Annotated in this window: 15 protein-coding genes; 10 read left to right on the forward strand and 5 right to left on the reverse strand. The window is 39.3% G+C overall.

The window, feature by feature from the left end:
• Positions 1-44 precede the first annotated feature (44 nt).
• From TASI_RS00375 to TASI_RS00385, 3 genes are read left to right on the forward strand one after another with little or no spacing between them, the layout of a single operon-like run.
• The gene (locus tag TASI_RS00375) at positions 45-785 is read left to right on the forward strand and encodes a response regulator (protein ID WP_014110765.1); all 741 of its coding nucleotides are present in this window, start codon (positions 45-47) and stop codon (positions 783-785) included.
• Positions 786-793: 8 nt separating this feature from the next.
• Entirely contained in the window at positions 794-2,170 is a 1,377-nt protein-coding gene (gene trkA / locus TASI_RS00380; protein WP_014110766.1) for a Trk system potassium transporter TrkA, read from the forward strand.
• Between the two features lie 8 nt (positions 2,171-2,178).
• Positions 2,179-3,651: a TrkH family potassium uptake protein gene (locus tag TASI_RS00385; RefSeq protein ID WP_014110767.1), complete on the forward strand. Its 1,473-nt coding sequence runs from the start codon at positions 2,179-2,181 to the stop codon at positions 3,649-3,651.
• A 3-nt stretch (positions 3,652-3,654) separates the two neighbouring features.
• Here TASI_RS00385 and TASI_RS00390 read toward each other — a convergent pair whose 3' ends face one another.
• On the reverse strand, positions 3,655-4,125 hold the full coding sequence (locus TASI_RS00390; protein ID WP_014110768.1) for a tRNA (cytidine(34)-2'-O)-methyltransferase: 471 nt from the start codon (positions 4,123-4,125) through the stop codon (positions 3,655-3,657).
• A 2-nt stretch (positions 4,126-4,127) separates the two neighbouring features.
• Positions 4,128-4,829, reverse strand: a complete 702-nt coding sequence (locus tag TASI_RS00395; protein ID WP_044977864.1) for a ComF family protein — start codon at positions 4,827-4,829, stop codon at positions 4,128-4,130.
• Positions 4,830-4,876: 47 nt separating this feature from the next.
• On the opposite strand from TASI_RS00395, the gene TASI_RS00400 reads away from it, so the two are divergent.
• On the forward strand, positions 4,877-5,794 hold the full coding sequence (locus TASI_RS00400) for a methyltransferase domain-containing protein (protein WP_014110770.1): 918 nt from the start codon (positions 4,877-4,879) through the stop codon (positions 5,792-5,794).
• On the opposite strand, the gene tssG is transcribed toward TASI_RS00400, so the two are convergent.
• Positions 5,784-7,013, reverse strand: coding sequence for a type VI secretion system baseplate subunit TssG (tssG, locus tag TASI_RS00405; protein WP_014110771.1), 1,230 nt, complete (start codon positions 7,011-7,013; stop codon positions 5,784-5,786). The genes TASI_RS00400 and tssG overlap by 11 nt on opposite strands.
• A 149-nt stretch (positions 7,014-7,162) precedes the next feature.
• On the opposite strand from tssG, the gene TASI_RS00410 reads away from it, so the two are divergent.
• On the forward strand, positions 7,163-10,009 hold the full coding sequence (locus TASI_RS00410) for a type VI secretion system ATPase TssH (RefSeq protein WP_014110772.1): 2,847 nt from the start codon (positions 7,163-7,165) through the stop codon (positions 10,007-10,009).
• Between the two features lie 48 nt (positions 10,010-10,057).
• Here TASI_RS00410 and TASI_RS00415 read toward each other — a convergent pair whose 3' ends face one another.
• A complete protein-coding gene (locus tag TASI_RS00415; protein ID WP_014110773.1) occupies positions 10,058-12,622 on the reverse strand; it encodes a hypothetical protein in 2,565 nt (854 codons plus the stop codon).
• A 114-nt stretch (positions 12,623-12,736) separates the two neighbouring features.
• Positions 12,737-13,213, reverse strand: coding sequence for a TssQ family T6SS-associated lipoprotein (locus TASI_RS00420; protein ID WP_014110774.1), 477 nt, complete (start codon positions 13,211-13,213; stop codon positions 12,737-12,739).
• Between the two features lie 231 nt (positions 13,214-13,444).
• On the opposite strand from TASI_RS00420, the gene tssJ reads away from it, so the two are divergent.
• From tssJ to tagF, 5 genes are read left to right on the forward strand one after another with little or no spacing between them, the layout of a single operon-like run.
• A complete protein-coding gene (gene tssJ / locus TASI_RS00425) occupies positions 13,445-13,954 on the forward strand; it encodes a type VI secretion system lipoprotein TssJ (protein ID WP_014110775.1) in 510 nt (169 codons plus the stop codon).
• Between the two features lie 12 nt (positions 13,955-13,966).
• Complete coding sequence (gene tssK / locus TASI_RS00430; protein WP_014110776.1) at positions 13,967-15,316, forward strand: type VI secretion system baseplate subunit TssK; 1,350 nt, start codon at positions 13,967-13,969, stop codon at positions 15,314-15,316.
• A gap of 10 nt (positions 15,317-15,326) precedes the next feature.
• Positions 15,327-16,664, forward strand: a complete 1,338-nt coding sequence (locus TASI_RS00435; protein WP_014110777.1) for a DotU family type VI secretion system protein — start codon at positions 15,327-15,329, stop codon at positions 16,662-16,664.
• 11 nt (positions 16,665-16,675) lie between these two features.
• Positions 16,676-20,302 (forward strand): type VI secretion system membrane subunit TssM, encoded by a 3,627-nt coding sequence (gene tssM / locus TASI_RS00440; protein ID WP_044977866.1) that lies wholly within the window; start codon positions 16,676-16,678, stop codon positions 20,300-20,302.
• Between the two features lies 1 nt (position 20,303).
• Positions 20,304-21,026 (forward strand): type VI secretion system-associated protein TagF, encoded by a 723-nt coding sequence (tagF, locus tag TASI_RS00445; RefSeq protein ID WP_014110779.1) that lies wholly within the window; start codon positions 20,304-20,306, stop codon positions 21,024-21,026.
• The last annotated feature ends 5 nt before the right edge of the window (positions 21,027-21,031 follow it).

Consider the following 21,031-nt stretch of genomic DNA (forward strand, 5'->3'; position numbering starts at 1 on the left):
AGTCTATTTCTACTTAAAAATATTTATCTAATGAGCAAGTAATTATGGCCAAAATCCTAGTTGTCGACGACGAGATCGGTATTCGCGAGCTACTACAAGAAATCCTTTATGAACAAGGTCACAGTGTAGATTTAGCCTCTAATGTTGCGGAAGCCCGAGAAGCTCGTTTAAAAGAACGTCCTGATTTAGTGCTACTTGATATTTGGATGCCTGATGCAGACGGAGTGAGTTTGCTCAAAGAGTGGAGTTCTCAGGGACTTCTTGATATGCCAGTTATTATGATGAGTGGTCATGCAACTTTAGATACAGCTATTGAAGCTACTCGTATTGGTGCGGCTGATTTTTTAGAAAAACCTATCACTCTAAACAAACTGATGACTACAGTTCGTCAAGTTCTTCAAAGACCAATTATTAGACCTGGTTCAGTTCCAGTTCGCAGAATGCAGTATGAGACTATTCCTCCTCAGGCTCAAGTCCATCAGCAAGCAACGCCTTATCATCCAGATGTTATTCAATCTGTGACTACAGCTCAGATGAATCACTCACAAATGCTTTCAACCCAAGCAGAAGACCCTACTAAGACAGGATATTTAGGACCATTGTCATTGAATAAACCTTTGCGAACAGTTAGAGATGAATTCGAGAGAATTTACTTTGAGTATCATCTAGAGCAAGAAAATCATAGTATGACTAGGGTTTCGGAACGCACTGGTTTGGAGCGTACGCACCTGTACAGAAAACTACGTCAGCTTGGCGTTGATTCTCGTAAGAATCGTAATAGCTAGATTTTTTCATGAAAATTTTAATAGTCGGTGCAGGCCGCGTCGGATCGAGCGTAGCACAGAATCTCGTATCCGAAAATAACGACATAACTGTTATAGACACAGATGCTAAACAATTAAGTTATCTTCAAGAAAGATACGATTTAAGAAGCGTTTTAGGTGATGCGTCAATTCCTGAAGTCCTAGAAAAAGCTAATATCACTGATACAGATTTAGTCGTGGCTTGTGCGGCTTCGGACCCAGTGAACCTTGTTGTATGTAAGCTTGCACGCGATATGTTTAATGTACCTCGGTGCATATCAAGAATTAGGGCTCCATACTACGATACTCATCGTGATGTGTTACGAGACCATTTTGGTATTGACACCATAATTAGCCCAGAAGCCAGTGTGACTCAGTTTCTCAAGGGATTGGTAGTATTTCCTGATGCGCTGCAAGTAGTAAATTTTGCACAAGATGACGTAAGCATTGCCATCATAAAATTAGGAAAAAGAAGCTCACTACTTGATTATCAAATCGATAAAAATCATTTGAATTTACCAAATGGACAGGGACGAATTCTCGAACTTATTCGCGATGGAGAGTCGCTTCCATTGGACCGATTATTTACTCTTAAAGCGGGTGATGAGCTTGCAGTTGCAGTGGATACTTCAGAATCAAGTACCATTATCAATACATTATCAAGAGATAGAAAATTTTCTCAATCTGTGATGATTGCAGGCGGTGGGAAAATTGGCTCTCGATTAGCTGAATCATTAGCTCTTCTTGGATTCAATGTTCGTGTTATCGAAAAAAATAGACAACGATGTGAGGAGTTGGCGGCGTCATTGCCAGAAGAGATTTTAGTTCTTAACGGAAATGCGACGGACGAGGCCTTGCTCGTATCTGAAAACATAAGCGAGATGGGTACATGGATTGCGATTACTGACGATGACGAGGAAAATATTATGTCATCTCTTCTCGCCAAACGTTTGGGTGCTCAAAAAGTTATCGCAATTATTACGCGTCAGATGTACGGAGAATTGATGGAGGGCAGTATGATTGATGTCGCTGTATCTCCTTCAGAGGCTATTATCGGGGCTCTTATGCACGAGGTGCGATTGGGTGCCATTGTTCGCGGCCATAGATTGCGTCGTGGTGAGGCAGAGGCAATCGAATTTAAGGTCATGGGCTCGAAAGAAACCTCATCGATTATCGGAAAACGTATGGATCAAATTCATATACCGAACTCAGTTAAGGTCGCTGCAATTATTCGAGAAGGTGAAGTCATAATCCCCAAAAATGACACAACAATCGAGTCAGGGGATCATGCGATTATTTATTCGAATAATCGGAAAGCAATGAAGCGAATCGAGAAAATATTCCAAGCTCCGCTTCTTTATGTTTAGGTCTTTAAGTGAAACGATTTTTATATATATCTCACGCACTTGGACTTACGATAATTTGTTGGTCTTTGACATTTATCATTCCTTATTTAGCATCTCTATATTTTGAAGATGGGTGGGATCGAAATTTCCTTTACGCCCTTCTAATATCCCTTGCTCTAGGGGGTGTGCTATTTGGTATAGGGTACCCATTTAAGCGTGAATTGCAGCTGCGAGACGGTTTGCTATTGGTGGTGCTGGTGTGGTTTGCATTTCCAGCTATAGGTACATTGCCATTTTTGATGCCGTTTCATGCGGAATCTGAATTTTCCCTAGATTTTACTAAGGCATATTTTGAAATTGTCTCAGCTATCACCACAACTGGCGGCACTGTTATAAGTGATGTAGGATCACTTCCTAAATCCATTAATCTTTGGCGGCATACCATTATGTGGTTTGGTGGTATGGGAATTCTCCTTTTAGCCGTAGCTATACTCCCGCTTTTAGGTGTAAGTGGCCATCAGGTTATGCGTACTGAGGCCTCAGGGCCTATGAAGGAAGAAAAACTAACTCCTCGCATCGCAGGTACAGCAAAAGTTTTATACGCAATCTATATAACGGCCTCAATGATTTGCTTTTTGCTTTATCGATTAAGTGGGTTGTCATGGTTTGATGCCTGGTGCCATGCAGGCTCAACCATGAGCTTAGGTGGATTTTCAACTCATACTGGTGGATTTGCTGAGATGGATAATCCTTATGCAGAGGCTGTTGCGTGTGTATTTATGTTATTTGCTGGCATTAACTTTGCTACGCATTATTCTGCAATTAGAACTCGAAATTTCAAAGCCTATGTGAATTGTCCTGAAGCGATACCATTTCTTGTAGTGACTCTTTTTAGTGCCGTGGTTATTAGTATATTTTTATATTTAGCTGCGTTTTATTTAGATATTGGTACTACTATAAGAAAAGGTTTTTTTAATACGATTTCTTTAGCTACAACTACTGGCTATGCAAACGCCGATTATTCATTGTGGCCCTTGGGTCTTTCCCTATGGATGCTCGTCTTAGGCACCTTTGCCTCATCTGCAGGTTCAACTGGCGGCGGTATGAAGATGATTCGTATGGTCATTTTTATAAAGCAATTTAAAAATGAAATCAGAAAAATTTTGCATCCTCACGGCGTGTTTCCAATCAGTATTCGAGGAAATAAAATTTCTAATCAAATCGTAATTTCGATTCTGCTCTTTTTTATTATTTATGGAATTTTGCTAGTCCTTTGCTCATCTTTGTTAGTAATAAGTGGATTAGACTTTAATACAGCATTTTCCTCATCCATAGCTACCTTAAGTAATATCGGTCCTGCACTAGGTCAATCTGGACCAATGGGTGATTACAGTGGATTTTCTAGTTTCGGTATATGGGTGGGTTCAATAGCTATGCTTGTGGGCAGGCTTGATATTTTTACTGTGATTCTCTTGACATCGCCTCATTTCTGGAAAAAATAGTTCCTACACACTATTTTTAAATCCTAATTGTCTCCATGCTTCGTAAACGGTTACAGATACCGCATTTGCTATATTTAAACTTCTTGAATTAGCTTGCATTGGAATTCGCACGGCTTGTTCTAAACCAATTAGGTCCCATTCACGCTCCTTAAGACCTGCACTTTCTCGGCCAAAAATAAAAATATCACATTCGCGGAATTCTATATCGGTTAAATATTTTTTTCCTTTGGTGGAAATGGCAAAGCGTCTATCCTCTTTAACTCCAATCGCCTCAAATGCATCTTCAAGGGTGTCATGAATCTTTATATTTGCGTATTCGTGATAATCCAAACCTGCACGTTTGAGATGCTTATCGTCTAAATGAAATAGAAAAGGTCGGATAATGTGTAGGTTGCAACCAGTATTTGCACATAATCGGATAATATTGCCAACATTTGCTGGCATTTCAGGAGAAACTAAAACAATATTAAACATAATTAAAATAAACCTGGAATAGCGGCCCTTGCGATAACAACAGCCTGAACATTTTCAACACCCGCAGCTAGCAATGCTCGGGAAGCTGCGTGAATAGTACTGCCAGTAGTGAGCACATCATCTACAATAATTGCTTTTTTAAACTTAGCTCTATAGGCACAAAAATATTGTTGACTGCTAGATGCAAAGCGTTGTGCTTGGTCCAAGGCCTTTAAAACTTTGTTATCGTGATATCGGCAACGCATAATCGAAGCATCAATTTTACATAAATACTTTTTGCGAAGTGCTTGTGCAAATAGAGTCGCAGGATTATATCCGCGTTTACAAAGAGAGGGATTGCGGCTTGGGATAGGAATAAACACTGTATCTAAATCAGGTTTGAAATTAGGATTCATCTCAAAAAATAAACGAGCAAAATAATCCGCTAAATAATTTTCGCCATTATTTTTGAATCTTAAAATTAAGCTTTCATTTGGTGGAAAATAGTCAAAAATCGTCCATATAGCCTCAATATCTACATAATAATCTGAGCAGTTTGGACAATCCCCTTCCTGTGGCAATGCCAACAAACAATGCTCGCATCTATATGGATGGTTCCGCATACTGTAGACAATATCATCCTTACACCCTCTGCAAAAACTCTTGAATTTTGAGGGTTCTCCGCACATAGGGCAAACCGATGGTATCAATGAAAATAAGTTCATAACGAACTGTATAATTAATTTTTTCTTACTTCAATGCGAGGATAAAATTGTCCACCCCATCAAATGACCCATCGATCATAATTATTGATAGAGTGATTAAGCAGTTTGATAGGAGGGCCAATTCAAAGGACGCATTGTTCTTATACGACGAAGTATTCTCACGTATGTTTGAGAAATTCGACTACATTAAATCAGATCCTAAAACAATAATAGATTTAGGCTGTGCAGACGGTAGGCACTATATAAACTTTCGCCAAAGATTTAAGAATGCACAGTATATTGGAGTAGATGCATCCCCTCAACGCATCGCTCGTTGCCACGAGTTTTTAAGCTCACATCCATCACAGAAAAAACGTTTGTTTGGGTCGAAACCTGTAAGTGCAGAGTGCATGCTTGCCGATATGGCATTCACTGGATTAATGCCAGAGAGTGCTGATCTTATATTTTCGAATCTCACATTGCATTGCCACCCAAATCCGATGGCTGTTTTTAATGAGTGCAGGCGGCTTTTGCGAGTGGATGGCTTGCTATTGTTTTCTGTTTTTGGGCCGTCCACATTCAAGCAACTTAGAGATGCTATTAAGCTAGCAGGTCTAAAAAATGTACGCACGCATCCTTATATTGATATGCATGATTACGGCGATATGCTTATGGAATGCGGATTTGCAGACCCCGTGATGGATCAGGAGATACTGACCTTGACCTACAAAAGTAGCAAAAAATTATTAGATGATATCTATGCTTTTGGTGGCAATGCATGTGCATTGCCACAATCTGAAATCGCAACAAAATCGGGATATTTCAAATTGTGTGAGGCACTAGAACAGGCAAGGAATGCTGTGGGTCAGATTGAGCTCACAATCGAAATCGCATATGGTCATGCGTGGAAATTAGCTAGCTACAAAAAGGGGCAAGAGACTAGGGTTTCGCTTGAGAGTCTTCGTTCTTCTCTGATTAGGAAGTAGAATCGCCATTGCCTTTGGAATCGGGGTCAGAGGCGGATTTGGTTTCGCCTTTGCCTTCGAGGTCGGATTTGCCTTCGGAGCCGGATTCGTTCTTAGGCTTAGACTCAGACTTAGGATTTGAAGCACCTATCCCTTCGCCCTCGCCCTCATCCTCGGAATCAGACTGAAAAAGCGTGCTAATAATTGCATCCTGGTGTCGCTTGTTTCTGTCACGGGCTTCATAATCGATAAACAGCTCATCAAAGTCATCAGTTTTTCGTTCATTTTTACCCGAAAAGCTTGAAAGCCCAAGCAAAGCATTTTTGCCTAAGCGGGTCTGTCCACGGTATTTATCAAGCAATATCAGCTGCACATCCCAAGCTAATTCATATCCAATATAAAGCCTAACCCATTCTATAAGTTGCTTAGCGTTTTTTGTGCCTGGGAAAAAAGATTCAAATTTTTTGCGATCAATTGGCCCGATTTGGATACGGAACTTATGCTGCACATCTTTTACTTGAGCACCGATAATACAATTTTCCCCCAACGCGACTGTACCATTCAATGTTGAACGTTCACTTTTATCAATAAAGATCCATTGAGGGATATATTCCTTAATTCGAACAGGCACATCAAAATAGCGACGTAGAATTTGTATAAGCCCCTCTGGATTGCGAGTCTGTCTAAGTAAATGGCCTGCAAAATATAGCTTCGCACTATCAGGAATCGAGTCGTTAAGAATGGCTTTACGGTTTCCTAAACCAATAAAACTACCGACATATTTTTTGAAAGGCGAATTTGGTAGGTCCATGCCTACAGTGTTTTGAGCATCCGCCCAAGCTCTATAAAAAAGAGTGATTAAGCGATGATGGAAAATATCAGAGAATGCAGATAATGTCTTATCGCGATGATGGTAAATCCGCTCTTTTGCATATTCAGTGAGATGAAGCGGGAGAGGACCGTTTGGACCCCATAAACCAAAGCCTAAAATCGAAATGGTAGGAGGACGGCCGTTATCGTGAATATCCACTCGAGTTAAATTCGAAGGTGCAAATATCATCGACGGTTCCTGCCTCATGCGGAACGGCTCATGTGTAGGAGAAATATTTCTGCCGATTGGTTTGCGCAGCTGCAATTTCGCATCTAAATAGCGCATGACTTGGTAAAAGCTGTGATCATAAGGATACTCAGCTAAATTTAACCAATAGTCAGGTGGAAGTTTTGATACTCTCTTATTCATACTCTTGCTCGATAATTGGGCAATGATATCAGACTTTTGCTACAGTTTTTCGTCACACTCATATGCCAATTGTTACATTGTAATAAAACAATAAAGTTCGCATGTTAAATTTTCTTGAAATTTTTTCTCTAGTTCTATTTTAATTTCCTATGTCAGATATCAATCGTACCGACCTCTTCGGCAAGCTAAACACCTTGTTATATCGCTCGCTCGAAGGAGCTACTTCTTTTTGTAAACTCCGTGGCAATGCTTTTGTTGAGCTCGTCCACTGGCTTCATCAAATACTCCATGAGCATGACAGCGATTTACAGAAAATCATTCGTCATTTCGATTTAAGAGTCGAAACCGTAGAACGCGATGTCGTTGCCTCCCTAGATGAATTGCCTCGCGGAGCTAGCTCTGTTTCAGATCTCTCAGAGCATATCGATAGTGCAACTGAGCGTGCTTGGGTTTACGGTTCTCTTAAATATGGTGATGCACGTATTCGAAGCGGTTATTTGATTTTAGGTATTCTTAAAACTAATTCTTTGCGCTCTGTTCTTTATGGCATTAGTGCGGAATTCAAAAAAATAATTCCTGATGTTCTTGCAGAGAAACTTATCGATATCGTTAAAAATTCTGCTGAAGAGAAAGATTCAGTAGGTCTTGGTCAAACTTCTTCAGGAGCTCCAGCTTCGGCTTCACCCCAAAATAGCGGAAAATCCGCACTTGCTCAGTATGCAGTTGATTTAACAGCTAAAGCACGCAATAAAGAGATCGATCCAGTGTCAGGTCGTGATGAAGAGATTCGTCAAATTGTTGATATTCTTATGAGACGTCGCCAAAATAATCCACTTTTAACTGGTGAAGCGGGTGTAGGTAAAACGGCTGTTGTTGAGGGTTTTGCTCTTCGCTTGGCTAAAGGTGATGTTCCTGAAACTTTACGTGATGTAACTTTATATTTGCTTGATATTGGCTTATTGCAAGCTGGTGCAAGTATGAAAGGGGAGTTTGAATCACGTTTAAGATCAGTTATTGATGAGGTTCAATCAAGCGAAAAACCGATTGTTCTATTCATAGATGAAATTCACACATTAGTCGGTGCAGGCGGTGCTCAAGGAACTGGAGATGCAGCAAACTTGCTAAAACCTGCTCTTGCACGTGGTCAATTAAGAACTATCGGTGCGACTACTTGGGCTGAATATAAAAAATATATCGAAAAAGACCCTGCATTAACTCGTCGTTTCCAAACAGTTCAGGTTCATGAGCCATCTGAAGAGAAAGCACTTATCATGCTTCGTGGTATTTCTGAGCCATTAGAAAATCACCATAAAGTACTACTTTTGGATGAAGCTATTGAGGCGGCTGTAAGACTATCACATAGATATATTCCAGCAAGACAATTGCCAGATAAAGCTATTGCCCTACTTGATACTGCATGTGCACGCGTAGCAGTTAGTCAATATGCTGAACCAGCGGCTCTAGAAGATACAAGACGTACGATTGAGTATTTATCAACTGAACGTGAAATTGCACTACGTGAACAAAAATTAGGTCACGATAAGGCCGAACGTTTAGAAGAAATCGATAAAGAGCTAGATGTTCTTGAAGAGCGTCAAAAAGAACTTGATGCAAAATGGACTGAAGAAAAAGAATTGATTAAGAAAATTTTTGATCTTCGTAAAATTATTCAAGAAAACACTGACTTATCTCGCAAAAAAGCTAAAAGCATTCCAACAGAACCTGCTACTAAGCCTGAATCATCTGAAGATGCAGCTAAGACTCAAGGTGCTGAAGGTGCTGAGCCTTCGGACGATGCTAAAGATAAATCTGATGAAGCTAATCAGCAAACAGAGCAAATGGAAACACAAGCTTCAGAAGCACCAAAAGGCAAAAAACTATCAGAAAAAGAGCTTGATGAAGTACGTAAAGAACTTCGTGACGTACAACATCAACTTTTAGAAAAACAAGGCGAATATCCACTTATATTCCCATCAGTAGATGCAAATGCTGTTGCTTCTGTTGTTGCTGATTGGACAGGTATTCCTGTAGGCCGTATGGTTAAAAACGAAGCTAATTCTATCCTTACATTAGCCGATACACTTGAAAAACGCGTAATTGGCCAACGTCATGGTCTTGAGGCTATCGTTAAACGCATTCAAACATCTCGTGCCAAACTTACTGACCCTAATAAACCAGTTGGTGTATTCCTACTAACTGGTCCTTCTGGTGTAGGTAAAACTGAAACAGCTCTTGCACTTGCTGAATCTTTATATGGTGGTGAGCAAAACCTAATCATTATCAATATGTCAGAGTTCCAAGAAGCACATACAGTTTCAACTCTTAAAGGTGCTCCTCCAGGATATGTTGGTTATGGTGAGGGTGGTGTACTTACTGAAGCTGTACGTCGACGCCCTTACAGTGTTGTGCTTTTAGATGAAGTAGAGAAAGCCCATCCAGATGTTCATGAAATTTTCTTCCAAGTATTCGATAAAGGATTCATGGAAGACGGAGAAGGTCGTTATATCGACTTCAAAAATACAGTTATTATCCTAACCTCAAATGTTGGTACAGATAAAATTATGGATCTTTGCAAAGACCCTGATTTAATGCCTGATGTAGAGGGTTTAAATAACGCTTTGCGTGAGCCTTTGCTTAAAACATTCCCTGCAGCATTGTTAGGACGTTTAGTGGTCGTTCCATATTTCCCACTTTCAGATGAAATGTTAGGAAATATCGTTAAATTACAACTGCGTCGTATCGAGAAACGCCTTAAAGAAAATCACAATATTGATTTCAAGGTTACCGAGGATGCTATTAAGCAAATCGTTGCCCGTTGCACTCAAGTGGAATCGGGTGGTCGTATGGTGGATGCAATCTTAACTAATACAGTATTGCCAAACGTATCACACAAAATTCTTGAAGGAACAACTCAAGGCAAAACAATCACAACTCTTTCACTAGATGCGAAAGATGGTGAGTTTGTATATGACTACACAGAAGTTCCAAACAAATAATTCAGGGAATTTTGTTTAAAAAAACCGGTGTTTAAAGCACCGGTTTTTTTATTCCTTATTTAAACTATCTAAAAGAGCGAACAACTCTTCATCCTCGGAAATTGTAGGTTTCGCAGGGTTCTGCGATTCGTTAAGTGTGGACGGAGTGTCGTTTGAGAAAATATGATGCGTATATTGCTCCGTGCCATCAGAACGAACTTCACGCAATGGATCAAGCTCCATTTCAATAACTGATGAAGCCGAAATCCCTTCCATAGGGTCATGGGATTTATTATCCCCTTGCGTATGATAGGCAAAAGGGTGTTGCGTGTCATCATATTGATACTGTTGAGAATCCTCTTCATCTCTAAACAAATCGTTTAGATATCTACTATCAACTTGTTGCTGGCCCATATGCCCAAGATTTGGAGCACCACCGCCCATCCTAGGGTCATAATTTTGATCAGGCATAATCCCAGTCCTACCAGAACCACCTTGCTGTTGATAATACCCACCTTGTTGCGAATAATTTTGGTTCTGCCCATAAGCCCCCATACCCTGATTCGCCCTATTTTGATTTTGAGCTGGCTGCTTGAACATACTAAACGGATCGTCGCTTGTATCGCCGTCATCAAATAAATCATCAAGGCTCAAATCATCAAGCGATAGACTGTCCAAATTTCTAGATGCCGAATCAAAATCCTTCATTAATTCCTTAGGATCGATTTTCGCAGGTTCAGGAATTGGCTGTCCCGTATTTACAATCATATTTTGCGGTTGTTGCCCTTGAGCCATTGCAAAATTTGGGTCCATATATGTTTGATCTACTACAGGTGGTGGCATTTCAGCTTGCACTGGTGCTTGTGGCACTTGATTTTGTGGCAATGCCGCCGTCTCCACCCCACTCGGTATCAAATCATCCAATCCCAAAGGATCATCCGCATTCATCTCAGCCGCAACGACAGGTTCATTGATTTCTAATGGCTGAGCTTGCGGAGTTATAGGGGATTCTACAGTCGGTGCAACTTGAGTAGCTGCAACAACACTTATATCAGTTTCAGGCGGCATACCCGTAGAAACAACAGAATCCGTAGATTGCACTTGAGTTTCTGGCAACGCTTGTGCCTCCTGCACAGCATCAACTATCTCGACTTTATTTACAGGTTCTGCAGTTTCCTCACCTTTATCTGAAGCCGCCTCTATTGGTGCGTTTGGCTCAGGTGCTTGAACACTAACCTCTGGATTAGGAACTTCAACTCCTTCAGCAGGAATCAAACTGGTTTCTTCAACAGGGCTTGTAATAGGGGCACCTTGTTCCACTTGTGCAAGCACAGGAGGAGATTGTTCTACGTTTATATTTATGGGTTCTGGAGACTGGACCACAGGCTGAACTGGAACTTGTACAAATTCTTGAGGAGCTTGCACAGGTGTCTCATAAGCTTGAGCTTGAGCAACAAATTCCTGTTGTTGATAAGGATAAATAGGCACTTGTGGAGCACCGAATGATTGATTTTGGTACTGAGGTGCTTGAGGAGTTTGAGTGTTTAATTTAACTTGAGGAGGAACACCAGGTTTAGCCCCCATAGGCAATACTGTAGGCCCCGACTCTCTTCCTGAAGATATCCTTTCTCTTCTTCTGTTGCTTCCTCTAGATGGTGCATCAATGCCTACTTGCCCTGCACGGGCTCCCATAGGTAATACAGTAGGACCACTCATTCCAGAAGGTGCTCTTTCGCGCCTTCTACCACCAGATGATCTACCAGTTTCTTGAGTACCAGTCAACCCTCCTTGAAACTGTGGATTATTTGTATCTCCTAACCCTCCATAAGGAGACATCTGTGGTCTTAGCTGATTAGGAATATTCTGATTAAATTGATTAGGGTTTAAATTTTGTCCAGGCCCTGGGTAATTTTGCTGTTGAGGAAAACTCGGTTGCGGATATCTACCCTGTGTATTTTGACCTCTACCCATGGATGGCATCCCAGATGGCATATTTGGATAAGGCATACCTTGATTATTGGGATTAAATTGATGTTGAGGGTAGGGATTATTTACTTGAGATTGGCCAAACATAGGATTGTTGTGACCATAGCCCATATTATTTGGTGTTTGCTGTGGAAATGTTCCAGGATAGTAAGCACCACCCATGCCGCCCATCTGATTTTGATTTATAGGAGGGGTTTGTCTCGGATGAGAAATTCCTGTCCCACCCATAGGCATAACGGTTGAACCTCCAGTACCTTGAGTAACTCTTTCTCTTCTACGGTAATGACTATCCTGTTTTAAGTGAGGATTAGATGCAGGATAGGTAGTTTGAGGCTTCTTAATATTTCTATTATTTGACTCGGAACAGACACAGTTGTAATCAGCAATTTGAATTTGATCACCGCCGTGAAGCGAAACTTCCTGTCCTTTTACAACTGGAAGAAAATTTACTTCAATTTCTAAATCACCAATATTTTTTAGAGTAATTCCTTGTGGCATTACTCTAATAGCTACTTGTACAAGAGCAATAGAGTCAGTATCATCTTGTAAAATCACTGCATTATGTGGAGCTGTGCCTAAAGTGATACCTGGTGGAACTATATCAACTTCGGCGTAATTGTTACCCTGAAAGTTAATAGATAGTTTCATAGCCAAAATATAACCTCACTAATAAATTAAAAATCCTCAAATGTGACTAAGTATTTCCTAGTAACAGATGAGGATAATTGATTAATGTTAAAGAATTATTTTTTGTTTCTAGAATTATTTTAATTTGATTTCTTTGCCGGTTTTAGGATCAACAACGCGCAAGCTACCTTTAGGTTTTCCATCTGGTGTTGTGGCAATGTTTGCGTTTGCTTTCTCTTTAGCGAAAACAGGACCCCATGAAGGGTGACCAGCTTCTGCTGGCTCAAGTTCAAATTTAGGATCAATCTCTAAAATTCTATCGAATGTCTTAGTACAATCTCTAACTTTTTTAGATACACACTGAGAGAATGCTAAAAGTTTCATAGATTGAGTACGAAAAGGTACGCCCCCAGTTTGATATTCAGGTTTTTTAGTAACGTCTTCAATGATGGCGTCATAAGAGCCAGCCGTGAATTTTTTTCTTAGTTCATCAAGAAGAACTTGTTCAGAATCACTGTAAGGTGAAGGTGGTTCTTTAGGTTCGTTTGAAGCACATGCTGCCAATACTGTAGTTAAAAGAAGGCAATTCAAAAAGTATATATTTTTTTTCATATTTGACCCTAAAAGTTATTACCGTAACGATAATATAACAATCCTTGTTAATAATAATCAGTCATACATGGATTAATTAATCTTGCAAAACTGAGTAAATCTAGCATTAAATCAATGACTTACCCATCGATAAATGCATAAAATGATATTTTATATCGTTTTGTTTACCGTTATTTTACGTCAAGTTTTGTTACATGTTATTTTCAAAAATACAACATTTAGGAGTTTACGATGAAAAATTTGTTACGGATATTCTTAGTTTCTTTATTTGCCACTTTTGTTGTGGCATGTGCATCTACAGAGAAAAAACTAGCTGTGCCTTATGTTGTTGAATTATCTGCTGCAACTGATTCTAATCCTAGCAACGGAAGACCATCTCCTATCAAAATCGCTGTATACGAACTATCTAGTTCAGATGCATTTAATCAAGCCGACTTTTTTACTCTTCAACAAGATTATAGAAAAGTTTTAGGAGATCAAGTTTTAGGTGTTAAATCTGAAATTCTTTCTCCAGGTCAAACTAAAGAACTTAAATTTTCTGGAAATTTAAATAGTAAACATATTGGTGTGATTGGCTATTACAAAGATTTCAACTCAGCAAAATGGAAATTATTAGTTGATCTACCAGAAGCTAAAACTACAAATATTTATAAAGTATGGCAGCGTTCTCCAAAAAGTGCTCGCATTAGAATCGAAGCGGGTGCAAAAGAATTACGTGTATTGCCACCTGTAAAAAAATAATAGGCTTAACACATGAGCATAAGTAATAAAGTTATTTGGTCTGAGGGCATGTTTCTGCGCCCTCAGCATTTTCAACAACAAGATAGATACCTAGACTCTAAGCAAAGAGTTCTTCTTGAAGCTTCCCCAACCTACTATTGGGGCTTTTATCAATTAGAGATTGATCAAAATGCACTTAAAGAAAACAAGTTAGCTATTACTAAAGCTGCAGGTATTTTTAAAGACGGAACTCCATTCTCTTTAAACGGAAATGATGTTCCGATGCTTCCATTAGATTCTTTTGCACGTGAAGAGATGATTTATTTGGTTCTTCCATCTAAAGAGGCTTCTCGTCAAGAAGTTTCATATGAAGAAGGAAGTGATTTGCTCGCTAGATTTAGTGTTGTTGAAACTACTTTAAGTGACGTATCTGATATTACTTTAGGTGAGGCACCAGTTCAAATTGGTAAGCCTCAGTTTAAATTTATGCCTGATTCAGAAATTGACGGAAATTGGGTAAAACTTCCTGTAGTGCATTTTAAAGGTAAAAATAAACTTAATATTGTTGAAGTTGATACTGGGTTTATCCAACCGACAATAAATTGTGCTTTCGTAAATAATCCAATTACCGATCATTTATCAAGAGTTGTGGATTTACTAAACCTAAGATCTACAGAACTTTCAAAACGGTTTAACCCTAATAATAGAACTTCAGCTAGTACAACTTATGAGACTATTATTTTAGGTATTGTAAATAGAAACCTAATTCTATTTAAACATCTATATACACTTGAATATCTGCATCCAGAAGTATTTTTTAGATATTTATCTATGCTTGTGGCTGAGCTTGCTATGTTCCATCCAGATAGCATCTCTATCAATAAAATTCCTTCATATGACCATGATGCTTTAAAAGTGCCTCTAGAAAATTTGATGAGCCAAATCGGCGATGCACTTAATATCGTATTCGAAGATGCTTACGTTACTATCCCACTCGAAGACAAAGGTCATGGACTTAGTGTCGGGAAAGTTCCAGATAAAAATCTATTCGCAAAATCACAATTTGTACTTGCGGTCAAAGCCGATTTGCCAGGGGAGTCTGTACGCAAAACATTCCCTCAACAGGCGAAATTGGGACCTACAAACCGTATGCGAGATCTTGTACATCTACAACTACCTGGCATTACGCTTGAGCATATGGATCAAGTTCCGGCAGCATTGCCATATCATGCAGGATATATCTACTTTAATTTAGTTAAAGAAGGCGATATGTGGAATCAATTTGAAAAATCATCAACACTAGCCCTTCATCTAGCAGGAGATTATCCAGGCCTTGATATGCAATTCTGGGCTGTAAAAAACACTGATAAACGTAATTCTTAGTGAGTAATTAATGTCTTCTAGAGATTATGTTGATTCTAAGATGGGGCCGTGGGGTCAAATCCACCAGCAACGTTATGATGAATCAAACAAAATAAGACCCGATAATTTTGTAATTAGCGGTTCAAATCCACTTGTAGCAGCGGCTAATCCGCTGCTCACCCTATTGCCACAAATCCGCTTCTCTCAACATCACGATAACGTTGATATGTTGCGTGAGTTGCTCGTTGAGGAGGTTCGTCAATTTGAGGTTCGAGCTCAAGAAAAGGGTATTAGTAAAGAAACAATTCTTGGAGCTAGATATTGTCTATGTACAGCTATAGACGAGGCTTGTGCAATGGCTCCTTGGGGGCAGCAAGGCTTATGGTCTGGTAAAAGTTTGCTTGTCACCTACCATAATGAAACATGGGGTGGAGAAAAATTCTTCCAGCTTTTAAGAAAACTCTCTCAGAACCCAGAAAATCATATTGATCTTCTTGAACTTATGTATTTTTGTTTGATGTTAGGTTTTGAGGGGCGTTTCAGAGTTATTGAAAATGGCCGCTCTCAACTTGAGACCTTAAAACAAAGGCTTCTTCTTATTATTAAAAAAGTAAGGGGTTCATATCCAATTACTCTCTCTCCTAATTGGAAGGGTGACGAGATTATCAATAAGATTAAACGTTTACCAATTCCATTGTGGGTGGTTGCTATTTTTGGGTTTGCTCTTGCAGTATTATCGTACATTTTATTCTCTTGGTTGCTTGGCGGAAAATCAGATGAAGTTGCCTACGATATCGTTAAAATTAAACCACCAGCTATGCAAATTGCGGTTCCAGTTAGGGTTGTTCGTCAAGAAGCACCGAAGCGTTTAGCTCAGTTCCTAGAAGCTGAAATCCGCGAGAATTTAATGACTGTACGAGATGAATCAGACAGAAGTGTAGTTGAATTACGCGGTGACGAATTATTTGAATCTGGTTCAGCAGAAATTAAGAAAAAATTTGAAACTGTCGTTAACCGACTTGGTGATGCTTTAGACGAGACGGAAGGAAATATTCTGATTACGGGTCACACGGATAATAGACCTATCAAGACTATTAGATTCCCATCAAACTGGGACTTATCACAAGCTAGGGCAGACGCAGTTGCAAAAATTATTGAGTCTCGTTTGACCCAGAAAAATCGTATAAGAGCTGAAGGTAAGGCTGACACTATGCCAGTTAAACCGAATGATACAGCCGAAAATAGGGCTAGAAATCGTCGTGTTGAAATTACATTGTTAATTCCAGCTCAGACTAAGAAAGCTCGTCCAACAACCCCTTATATAGTCCCAACACCAGATGGTACTAAGACTATTAATCCTGATCAGTAAAAAGGGATAGTATGTTCAGCCTTATTAATTTATTTATAACTAGAGTTTTCAGTTTTCTATTCAGTAGAGCATTATGGTCATTCCTAGGGCTGGTTATTCTTTCTGCATTAATCTGGTTTTTGGGACCAGCTTTACGCGTAGGAGAGTTTGCACCGTTAGAGTCCCGAGATGTGAGGATGTACTTAATCATTGCCATCTTTGCGTTGTATTTTCTTAGATTATTCTGGAGAAAATATCGTGAGGGGCGTTTGAATGCAAAACTTTTGGGACAGCTCAAAAGCAATAAGCCTAAAGATACCGAAAAACTTACCGAAAAAGAACGCGAAGAAGTACGTGTTTTATCTGAACGGTTTAACGAAGCAATTACATTACTAAAACAATCACGATTTGAAAAAGGGAAGGACAAATCGTTTTCAGCTAGATTTTCTAAGCAATATTTATATCAATTGCCTTGGTATGTTTTTATTGGAGCACCAGGTTCAGGGAAAACTACTGCATTAGTAAATTCAGGTTTAAATTTCCCATTGGCTGAAAAATTCGGTCGTATGGCGCTCAAAGGTGTGGGTGGTACGAGAAACTGTGATTGGTGGTTTACTGATGAAGCGGTTCTACTTGATACTGCTGGAAGATACACAACTCAGGATAGTAATGCTGCTACTGATGAAGACGAGTGGAAGGGATTCTTAAAACTTCTTACTAAATATAGAGCTAGGCAGCCTATCAATGGCGTGATGCTTACTGTCAGTGTGTATGATTTGCTTGCATCAACTCAAGAAGAGCGTGCTAAACATGCTGTAGCCCTTAAAAAACGTTTGCAGGAACTAAGAGATGAATTGGGGACAGAGTTCCCTGTTTATATTTTGGTTACTAAGATGGACCAATTACACGGGTTTGAAGATTATTTCGATAATTTAAGTGTAGAAGAACATCAACAAGTTTGGGGATTTACATTTCCATACGAAGAGTCTCAAAAGGATGGTTTCGATTTTTATGAAGAATACGAGAAAGAATTCCAGGTTCTTCAAGAGCGTTTATTTGATGGGCTTCCAGACTTATTAATGAAAAATCGAAATCTGGAAAGTAGTTCCTTGGCGTATTTATTGCCACAGCAATTTGCAAACTTAAGAATTGTTTTAGGTACTTTCTTAACGGATGTATTTTCTTTTAGTCGCCTTGAATCGAAAATTGTCCCTCGTGGCGTTTATTTCACAAGCGGAACGCAAGGTGGTGTAAGTTTCGATAAGGTTAGTGAAGAACTTAAAGACTACCTTCAAATCGATGGTATTTCTCAACATAATAAAGCACCGATGTTAGAAGGCGGAAAGAGCTACTTCTTAACTGATCTACTTCAAAATTTGATTTTCAAGGAATCAGGTCTTGCGGGCGTAAACCTTAAATGGGAAAAACGCTATCGCCAGATTCAGTGGATTGGGTATGGCTTAGTTGGGTTACTACTTTTAGGTGCGTTAACTCTTTGGTTTAATAGCTATCGAAATAACTCACGATATCTTGATTTTGTAGAAGAGAAGCTGCCAGTTGTTCAAAATCATAGTAACAATATTAAGATCTCTGAAAGCGGCGATGTGTTTAGCATATTGCCATATTTGAGTCTTGTGAAAAAACTGCCTAACGGAGAGAATTTCTTAGTTGATGATGCTCCGTTCTCATATGGTTTTGGTCTATATCAAGGCGGAAAAGTTAAGTCTGCTTCTCGTTCTATATACGACGATGCTATTCATCAAGTATTTGCTCCACAAATTGCAAAACGCATAGAGAAACGATTAGCAACCATGAGCGATGCAAATATCGTTATTTATTATGAGGCGTTGCGTGCATATTTAATGATGTATGAACCTGAACATTACGATAAAGATTACTTTACTCAATGGGTTCTGCATGATGTTGTAGCTGATAAATCGGCTCAATTTAATAATGAGCAATTCCAGCTTTTAAGAGAACATATGGATTACCTCTTTGGTCAGGGTGCATTTGTATCACCATTTCCACTTAATGAAGAGTTAGTTCAAGAAGCACGAAATCGTATCGATTCACATGATTTGGCTCAACGTGCGTATCTTCGTGCTCGTGAAATCCTAAAACAAGATCCTAAAAACGATGTAACTTTGATGACTCTTGCGGGTAATCAAGCATCCACAGTATTTAGACGCAAAAGCGGTGATGCTTTAAATCGTGGCGTTAATAGAATCTTCTCATACGAAGGATATTGGAATATTTTTAATAAAAATATTGAAAAAATATCCATCCAATTAAGAGAAGATGACGAGTGGATATTGGGTATAGATAACACCACATTTGCCGATGGTAGTGCAAACAAACTTCTTAATGAGGTTAAAAAACTCTACTTTGTAGATTACATTCGTGAGTGGGATGCGTTTTTGGCTGACATCGAAGTTATTCCTCCTAAAAACTTAAGTCATGCAATTGAATTGTCCCGTAGTATGTCTTCTACCAACTCGCCTCTTACTAAATTCGTTAAAGGGGTAGCGGGTGATACAACCCTTTTGCGTGAAGACGTTAATTTCCAAAGAACTCTTGTAGATAGAGCTACTGAAAGTGCTTCAAGTATGGCTTCTTCATTGACATCTTTGATGGGTCCACTTGATACTGGTGATCTCATTAAAGGGAAAGAGGAACCTACCAAATTAGAGTCTATGGTGGATAATCACTTTATTGGTTATCACGAATTGGCTGTCAGTGCGGGAAATAACACACCTGCTCCAATCGAGGGGACGATTGATCTAATTGAAGAGTTATATAACTTTTTGACGGCGTCAGAAACAGCTTTGCGGACTAAGGTAACATTGCCATCGCAAGAAGTAATTTCAAAACTTCAAGCAGAGTCTGGACGTCTACCACCAGTTGTGGGCAGTATGCTTACATCAATCACAACAGAAGCTTCTAAAGCTATTAACTCTGGAGCTCAAGCGAATATCGGTGCGGATATTAATGCACAGATTGGTATGTCTTGCAGAAACTCTATCACTAACAGATATCCATTTAGATCTACCACTCGCGATGTTGCACCTAATGATTTTGCAAGGTTTTTCGCTCCAAATGGCTTAATGGATCAATTCTTTAATAAGAATTTAATCAATATGGTGGATATGTCTAAGCGTCCATGGCGATTTAAACCAGGGGTAGATGGCTCGAAAGGGAACATTGCCAAATACTTATCTTCTTTTGAGAAAGCTTCTGTAATTCGTGATGTTTATTTCGCAGGCGGCAAACCTGAACCTTCGTTTAAAGTTTCAATACGTCCTGTAGAGATGGATGCAAACATTACGCAAATGGTACTTAATATTGATGGTCAGACATTGACTTATGAGCATGGTCCTCAAGTAGGCAAATCTTTTGATTGGCCTGGTCAGGGAAGCAATCAAGTTTCAATTACTTTAAGCCCTCATGATGGAACTTCATCTCTTACAACTAACGGGCCGTGGGCTCTTAATCGACTGATAGATAATGCGAAGATTTCGCGTGGTCGTTCCCCTGAGGTTATTTTTGCTACATTCAACATAGGTGGTAGATCTGTGAAATTAGAAATCACTGCTAACTCCGCAAAAAGCCCATTTAGATTGGGCGAGATGCGAAGCTTCGTTTGCCCAGGAGTGAACTAGAATGGTGACCTCTGAAAATTTATCTCAAGTTTTGGGATGGTATGGAAAGATGCCAGCAAGTGGGGATTTCCTTTATCGAAAATTACCTACAGATATTATGGACTGGTGGCATAAATGGCTTGAGCAGGGTTTAATCTATAGTAAAACTAGGTTTGGAGCAGAAGAGTCGTATTTCCATGCTCCAATTTGGAATTTTGCTATTCCTGCATCTAATGGTTCAAAATACTTTCAATTAGGGGCCATTGCTCCTTCGAGAGATAGAGTGGGCCGTATTTTCCCTCTTTTAATATCTCTGTATCTTCCAGCAGATTTTTACAATGCTCAGTTACTTGATGGGGCTTCATCTTTTTATTGCAAAATAGGCGAAGCTTTAAGACAAGCTGTTTCATACGGTTGCCCAGCTAGTGATTTTGAACATATATTATCTTCCGCAGTGGGTACATTTTCTAGTATGCTTAGTAATTCAAAACAAGTAGCTGCTCCTAAGGTAAATTCTGAAGATATACTTTCTATATTGAATGATGGACATTCAGAGGATACCTTTGTGGATGATTATTCTGATGACAGTTATAATGTTTGGGATGGGCTAAGTGAATTTTTTAACCCAGAAGGTCTGAATAGCTATTGGTGGACTAGTAATATTACTGGTGCTCCATATAAAACTTATATTCATGGCGGTGTTCCAAATAACACTTTATTCAATGTATTATTTCTTCAGGCATAATAACC

The organism is Taylorella asinigenitalis MCE3 (assembly GCF_000226625.1).
GTDB classification, from domain to species: Bacteria; Pseudomonadota; Gammaproteobacteria; order Burkholderiales; family Burkholderiaceae_B; genus Taylorella; species Taylorella asinigenitalis.

Coding starts and splice junctions, on each gene's coding strand:
- TASI_RS00390 (WP_014110768.1), bottom strand. CDS start 4,125: ATGTTTAATATTGTTTTAGTTTCTCCTGAAATGCCAGCAAATGTTGGC.
- TASI_RS00420 (WP_014110774.1), bottom strand. CDS start 13,213: ATGAAAAAAAATATATACTTTTTGAATTGCCTTCTTTTAACTACAGTA.
- tagF (WP_014110779.1), top strand. CDS start 20,304: ATGGTGACCTCTGAAAATTTATCTCAAGTTTTGGGATGGTATGGAAAG.
- tssM (WP_044977866.1), top strand. CDS start 16,676: ATGTTCAGCCTTATTAATTTATTTATAACTAGAGTTTTCAGTTTTCTA.
- TASI_RS00415 (WP_014110773.1), bottom strand. CDS start 12,622: ATGAAACTATCTATTAACTTTCAGGGTAACAATTACGCCGAAGTTGAT.
- TASI_RS00410 (WP_014110772.1), top strand. CDS start 7,163: ATGTCAGATATCAATCGTACCGACCTCTTCGGCAAGCTAAACACCTTG.
- TASI_RS00375 (WP_014110765.1), top strand. CDS start 45: ATGGCCAAAATCCTAGTTGTCGACGACGAGATCGGTATTCGCGAGCTA.
- TASI_RS00435 (WP_014110777.1), top strand. CDS start 15,327: ATGTCTTCTAGAGATTATGTTGATTCTAAGATGGGGCCGTGGGGTCAA.
- trkA (WP_014110766.1), top strand. CDS start 794: ATGAAAATTTTAATAGTCGGTGCAGGCCGCGTCGGATCGAGCGTAGCA.
- TASI_RS00395 (WP_044977864.1), bottom strand. CDS start 4,829: ATGAACTTATTTTCATTGATACCATCGGTTTGCCCTATGTGCGGAGAA.
- tssJ (WP_014110775.1), top strand. CDS start 13,445: ATGAAAAATTTGTTACGGATATTCTTAGTTTCTTTATTTGCCACTTTT.
- tssK (WP_014110776.1), top strand. CDS start 13,967: ATGAGCATAAGTAATAAAGTTATTTGGTCTGAGGGCATGTTTCTGCGC.
- tssG (WP_014110771.1), bottom strand. CDS start 7,013: ATGAATAAGAGAGTATCAAAACTTCCACCTGACTATTGGTTAAATTTA.